Below are 6,203 nucleotides of genomic sequence, written 5' to 3' on the forward strand. Positions count from 1 at the left end.
ACAGCGTCCAGGCGCTGGTCGACCTGTTCCAGGTGTTGGTCGACAGCGTCCAGGCGCTGGTCGACCTGTTCCAGGTGTTGGTCGACGGCATCCAGGCGTTGGTCGACAGTGTCCAGCCGCTGATTGATTGTGGACAGCTGCTGGTCGACAGCGTCGAACCGTTTGCCCATGCCCTCTAAGATGGACAGAATTTTTTCCTCGTTGTTCACTTTCCTGTGCCTCCTTTTGGTGGAGAACAGCGGCATACTGCTCTCTATGCCGGATGGAGCCCGCGAATGGCGGGACTAACGGGGCCGAGGGGCCATGTTTACCCGTTTTTAGGGTGGTGGCGCGGCCGCCGGTCAGAAAGACGGGCTGCGCTTTGACGGAGTTAAATGTTTATACCAAGGATACCACAGGATGGCAAAAAATACAAGGGGAAAATGGAGAGGGGGCACGTCTGCCTTATAAACCAACCACTATGAAAACAGGGGAGATTCGGGTGAAATGAGGGGTGTCAGGACCTGTTTTTTCGTATCCTCTACTCCTCTTTGGTGCAAAAACATTTATGAGGCGGGCTATTTTTGCGCCTGGACGCGGGCGTTTCTGGCCCGGAACAGCAGGCAGGCCACCATCACCAGGGGGAACACCGCCGCGCTGAGCATACCGGCCCGCAGGCCCGCCAGCTCACTGACCATGCCGGCCAGAGCCGGGCCTGAGGAGCAGCCTATGTCGCCGCACACGGCCAGCAGGCCGAACATGGCTGCGCCTCCTTTTGGATAAGCCGCCGCTGTGGAGCTAAGCACCCCCGGCCACATGAGGCTGATGGAGAACCCGCACAGGGCGCAGCACAGCAGGGACAGCATGGGGACTGCCAGCAGCGCCGCCCCCATGTAGCACAGCACGCACAGCAGCGCCGTGCCCAGAAGCCAGCGGTACAGGTCCATTCTGGCGCCGAACACGCCATATATGGTGCGGCCAATGCCCATGAACACCGCGAACAGGCAGGGGCCCAGCAGGTCGCCCCAGAGCTTTTGCACCCCCAGAGCCTGCTCGGCAAACAGGGAGCTCCACTGGCTCATGGCCAGCTCAGAGGCGCCGGCGCAGAGCATCAGCAGCATGGCCAGCACGAACAGTCTGGACCGGAACAGGCTGCGAATGGGGACCTTTTCCTCTGGGGAGACGGTGGGGCGCAGAGGCGCACGGGCAAAGGCAAAGCAGTTGTAAAAGGGCAGCAGCGCCCATACCAGGGGGAGCGTCCACCAGAGGCCCTCTCCGATTACGCGCACGGCCACGGTTGTCAGCAGGACCACGGCCACCTGGCCCCAGCAGTAAAAGGAGTGGAGAAGGCTCATTTTGGCGTCTTTGGCCTCGCTGGGGAGGGAGTCGATAATAGGACTGATGACCACCTCGATAATACCGCCCCCAATGGCCGCAACCATGGTGGCCAGGGCCAGCCCCGGGAACACTAGGCCGGAGGGGAGAAGCCGGGGCAGAACTCCCAGCAGCACCAGGCCCAGGGTGCAGAAGACATGGGCAGACACAGTGGCTGTGCGGTAGCCGATGCGGTCGACAAAGCGGACGCACAGCACGTCGACACAGATTTGGGTGACAAAGTTGAAGAGGATGAGGGAGGAGATCATGGCATAGGAGATGCCGAACTCCCGCTGGAAGATGACAAAAAACAGGGGGCTGAGGTTGTTGACTACGCCCTGGACAAGGGAGCCCCGGTAGCAGGCCATGCGGGTTGGGCGGAAAGAGAGGGCTTCGGGCATAGATGATCACTCCTAAAGGGCAAATTAGCGGTATTATAGCAGAATGTAAGGGGAATGTCAATGGCTGGGAGAGCGTGGGGGAGTGTCCGAAGAAAGAGTTTATGAGGGCGGCTTAGGAGCTTTGTCCCTAAGAACCCTACTGCCGTTGAAAAGGGGGAAGGAGATTTTTTGAACGCTCACCAAAGCTGCGCTTATAAGCTTTTTGTTGGGGCGCTCATAAGAAAGCCCAGCGCGTCGGCCTGGCGGGACAGGGGGTCAGCCAGAGGCCGGCCTGCGTAAGTTCAGAAAAAGAGCTTTTGTTCTTGTGCCGGGAGTAGGCGGGCTTGCGGGTTCTCCTTTGCGGCGGGGCAGGCGGAGGGGGTTCTGAGCTGCGGGGGCAGAGGCGATTGCGGGATGCTTTTGGAGCAAAGAAGATGAGGGGGCGGGGCTTGCTTGAAAGCAGAGAAAATGCTGTGCTTTTGTTCGGAAAAGGCGCGTTTGGGGGAGAATATGGGAGGATTTTTTGGAAATGGGTCTTTTGTGTGGACAAAAGGCGGCGGTTTCGATTTTTCAGGCAGAACCTGAAACGGGGCCGGTATATCTTATGCCCTGGCGGGGCGGCAGGTCACAAATAAATTTGAAAAGCCCATTGCAATTCGGAAAAATATTCTGTATAATATCACTAGAACCTCACGGACGGGCCCCATTTCCCCCGTCCCAAGAAACATAGAAGGAGTGCATTCCCATGAAGCTAGGTATTTTGTCCAATGTGGTCGGCGGGACCCCCCTTAAGGAGGCCCTGGCCTACTTCAAATCTCTGGGCGCCCAGATGGTGGAGATCGGCTGCGGCGGCTACCCGGGCAAGGACCACTGCGACCCCGGCGTGCTGCTGCATGACGAGGAGAAGTTCAACGAGTTTGTGAACACGGTGAAGGAGTCTGGGCTGGAGATCAGCGCCCTCTCCTGCCATGCCAACCCCATTCACCCCAACAAGGAGATTGCCAAGGCCTTTGACGACGACCTGCATAATGCGGTGCTGATGGCCGAGAAACTGGGCATCCACCAGATCAACACCTTCTCCGGCTGCCCCGGCGACTGCCCTGAGAGCAAAAATCCCAACTGGATTGTCTGCGCCTGGCCCACTGAGTTCACCGAGGTGCTGGAGTGGCAGTGGAACGAGGTGCTCATTCCCTATTGGAAGAGCTTTGTGGCCTTTGCCAAGGAGCATGGGGTGAACAAGATCGCCTTTGAGATGCACCAGGGCTTCTGCGTGCACAACAGCCGCACCCTGCTGCGCCTGCGCGAGGCCGTGGGCCCTGAGATTGGCGCGAACCTGGACCCCAGCCACCTGTTCTGGCAGGGCATGGACCCCCTGGCTGTGATTCGGGAGCTGGGCGGGGACGCCATCTTCCACGTTCATGCCAAGGACGCCAGCATTGACCCCTGGAACACGGCTGTCAACGGCACCCTGGACACCCTCTCTTATGCGGAGATGAGCAAGCGTTCCTGGATTTTCCGCAGCATTGGCTATGGCCATGACGAGATGTTCTGGAAGAACTTTGTCAGCCAGCTGCGTCTGGCGGGCTATGACTATGTGCTGTCCATTGAGCATGAGGACGCCATGATGAGCACCAACGAGGGCCTGGTGAAGGCCTGCGATGTGCTGAACCGCGCCATTACCTTTGAGGATATGGCGGATATGAGCAAGCTGCACTGGGTGTGAGCCAGTCTCTTTAGAATGAAAAGGCATGGAGCCTGCTGCTCCATGCCTTTTTTGTGGGGGTCTCAGTCCAGGGGGAACAGGGAGGCCGTATAGTCTGCCACAAAATAACGCAGGTTTTTGCGCCCCCGCTGGACGATGGTGTGTCCCTCGGCCTCCAGGCGGGCCCTTTGGGCCTCGACGCCTCCGGGGTATTTGGGGTTGAGCTCGCCGCCGGCCTTGAGGGTGCGCCACCAGGGGGTCTCGTCCTCCTGGCGCTGGCTGCTGGCCCAGGCCGCGATGGAGACGAAAATGCCCGCGGTGATGGGCTCGGTGAAGTCTGCGCCGCTGGCCCGGGCAAAGTGGGCGCGGATATCCCCCACAGTGGTCAGCCGGCCAAAGGGAATGCGGCGCATGGCCCGGTCATAGTCCAGGGGCGGGGCGAAGTACATGCGGCTGCCGCCGTATTTTTCAATGGTTTTGGGGTCGGTGACAATTTGAAGCCTGGGCATATCCTTTGCATCGTGAAGCATGGCGTTGAAATCCTTTCTTGCCTCGTTTGCCATGGGGCCACCTCCTGGGTATGTTCGCGCGGCTCAAGCCTTCTGGCCACGCGTCTTGTACAGTATAGAACAGGATGGGAAGGAATGCAATGAGGCGGTTGAAAAAAGAGCCTGTGTCTGACAGGGGTGCTTTGGGGGCATGATCTTCTTCTGAAAGCCGGGCGGCAGGTCCGCCCGGCTTTTGCCATGTCAATTTTTCCCTGGGAGGGTCAGTATTCTCCATATCTCTTGCGGTTTTTCGATACTTGTGTTATAATATCCAAAAGTATGCCTTGAAATACCCGAAAAGGGGAAATGAACTTGGAAAAGAACGAACCCATCTACGGAGCGGATATTATACCAGGCCGCAACCCTGTGGCCGAGGCTCTGCGCGCCGGCCGGCCCATGGACTGCCTGTATATTGCCAAGGGCCAGCGCACCGGCCAGGTGCCTGTGCTGGCGGCTAAGGCCAGGGAGCTGGGCATTCCGGTGAAGGAGGCCGACCCCCGCAAGCTGAGCCACATGTGCAACGGGGCCAACCACCAGGGGGTGGTGGCGGTAGCGGCCGCCAAGGAGTATGCCACAGTGGAGGACATGCTGGCTTTGGCTGCGGAACGGGGGGAGCCCCCCCTGTTGATTTTGTGCGACGGCCTGGAGGACCCCCACAACCTGGGGGCGGTGCTGCGGGCGGCGGAGTGCTCGGGGGCCCATGGGGTGGTGATTCCCAAACGCCGCAGCGTGGGGCTGACCTATGCGGTGAGCAAGGCCTCGGCCGGGGCGGCGGAGTATGTGCCGGTGGCCCGGGTGCAGAATCTGGCGGCCCTGATGGAGGACCTGAAGGCCCGGGGGCTGTGGATTGTGGCCGCTGACATGGACGGCCAGCCCTGGTGCCGGGTGGACCTTGCCGGGCCCACGGCCATTGTTATTGGCTCAGAGGGCCGGGGGGTCAGCCGCCTGGTGCGGGAGCGGGCGGACTTGATCGCTTCGCTGCCCCTGCGGGGGCGGGTGAACTCCCTGAACGCCTCGGTGGCGGCAGGGATTCTGTGTTATGAGGCGGTGCGCCAGCGCATGGGGCTGGCCTGAGGAATTGTTGGAATCCGTTGGAGAGGAGACCAGAATATATGAAGCAGGACGAATTCACCCTGGAGGATATTTTGGAGGAGCAGCGTCAGGCCCGGGAGCGGGAGAAGGCCGGAACCGCCAATGGGGCCCGGCCCCCTCTGCCCCAGGGAGTGGAATATGTGGAGGTGGAGCCCGACGAGCTGACAGAGGAGGCCGGGTTCTATCCTCGCGCGCCCCGGCAGCAGGAGAGCCCCCCCTTGTCAGAGAAGGAGCCTGAGGTCCAGGAGCCTCCTCAGCCGGCGCCTCAGGCGCCCCCGGAGGAGCCCCCAGAGCCTCCCCAGCCGGAGGAGCAGCCCAAAAAGAAAAAGAAGAAGCGCAAGGGGCTGTTCAGCTGGCGGAAGAAGGTGCCGGACTTTGACGAGAACGAGGACGACATGTACTATGGGATTCAGCTCAAGCCCATTGACGAGTACCGGCTGGACGGGGACGCGCCTCCTCTGGGGGAGGAGGGCTATAAGGCTCTGTTTGACGATTCTCAGGCCATTGACGATGAGGTGGAGGAGAATTTTCAGCGTTTGCAGAAGGAACGCCGCCGCCGGGTGGCTGAGGCGGTGCAGAGCGCGGGTTTGGACGAGCAGCAGGTGGCGGATGAGTTCGGGGTGGCGGCTCCCATGCCGGTGACCTCCTTTGCCGCCGACCCCTATGCCCAGCAGCATGGTCTGACTCCTGAGGGGGCCAGCCTGGAGGGCATGTCGGACCTGCAGAAGGCTATGCTGAAGAACTCGGAGACCATGGAGCTGAAGCTGAATGTGCTTAACAGCACGGTGGAGATTCAGAAGGTCCGGGAGGACGAGCCGCCGGTGAGCGACGAGGCGGTGGACAGAATTCTGGCTTCTATGCCCAAGGAGTACAGCGAGGAGCCCCAGCGGGCCCCGGCGCGTCCGCAGGCTGAGAGTGCGGCAGAGGCTGCGCCCCAGCGGCCTGTCAGCCATGGGGAGCCGGTGGGAGAGTATCGTGAAGGACCTCAGCAGGTGCCGGTACGTCCGCAGGGCGAGAGAGTGGCGGAAGCTGCGCCCCAACGGCCTGTCAGTCATGGGGAGCCGGTGGGAGAGTATCGTGAAGGACCTCAGCAGGTGCCGGTACGTCCGCAGGGCGAGAGAGTGGCGG

Annotated in this window: 5 protein-coding genes; 3 read left to right on the forward strand and 2 right to left on the reverse strand. The window is 60.9% G+C overall.

Translation table 11 applies throughout. The features are described 5' to 3' along the window. Positions 1-557 precede the first annotated feature (557 nt). Positions 558-1,754, reverse strand: a complete 1,197-nt coding sequence (locus ACTO5E_RS09680; protein WP_482303258.1) for an MFS transporter — start codon at positions 1,752-1,754, stop codon at positions 558-560. A gap of 724 nt (positions 1,755-2,478) precedes the next feature. Between ACTO5E_RS09680 and ACTO5E_RS09685 the strand changes: the two genes are divergently transcribed. After that, positions 2,479-3,456 carry a sugar phosphate isomerase/epimerase family protein gene (locus ACTO5E_RS09685; RefSeq protein ID WP_482303260.1) on the forward strand — a complete coding sequence of 326 codons (978 nt, stop codon included), beginning with the start codon at positions 2,479-2,481 and terminating at the stop codon, positions 3,454-3,456. A gap of 62 nt (positions 3,457-3,518) precedes the next feature. On the opposite strand, the gene ACTO5E_RS09690 is transcribed toward ACTO5E_RS09685, so the two are convergent. Continuing rightward, positions 3,519-3,998, reverse strand: coding sequence for an MGMT family protein (locus ACTO5E_RS09690; RefSeq protein ID WP_482303262.1), 480 nt, complete (start codon positions 3,996-3,998; stop codon positions 3,519-3,521). A 291-nt stretch (positions 3,999-4,289) separates the two neighbouring features. Between ACTO5E_RS09690 and rlmB the strand changes: the two genes are divergently transcribed. Next, positions 4,290-5,057 (forward strand): 23S rRNA (guanosine(2251)-2'-O)-methyltransferase RlmB, encoded by a 768-nt coding sequence (rlmB, locus tag ACTO5E_RS09695; protein WP_482303264.1) that lies wholly within the window; start codon positions 4,290-4,292, stop codon positions 5,055-5,057. Positions 5,058-5,095: 38 nt separating this feature from the next. Further along, on the forward strand, positions 5,096-6,203 hold a 1,108-nt coding region (locus ACTO5E_RS09700), incomplete at its 3' end, for a hypothetical protein (RefSeq protein ID WP_482303266.1).

Source organism: Acutalibacter sp. (assembly GCF_056800975.1).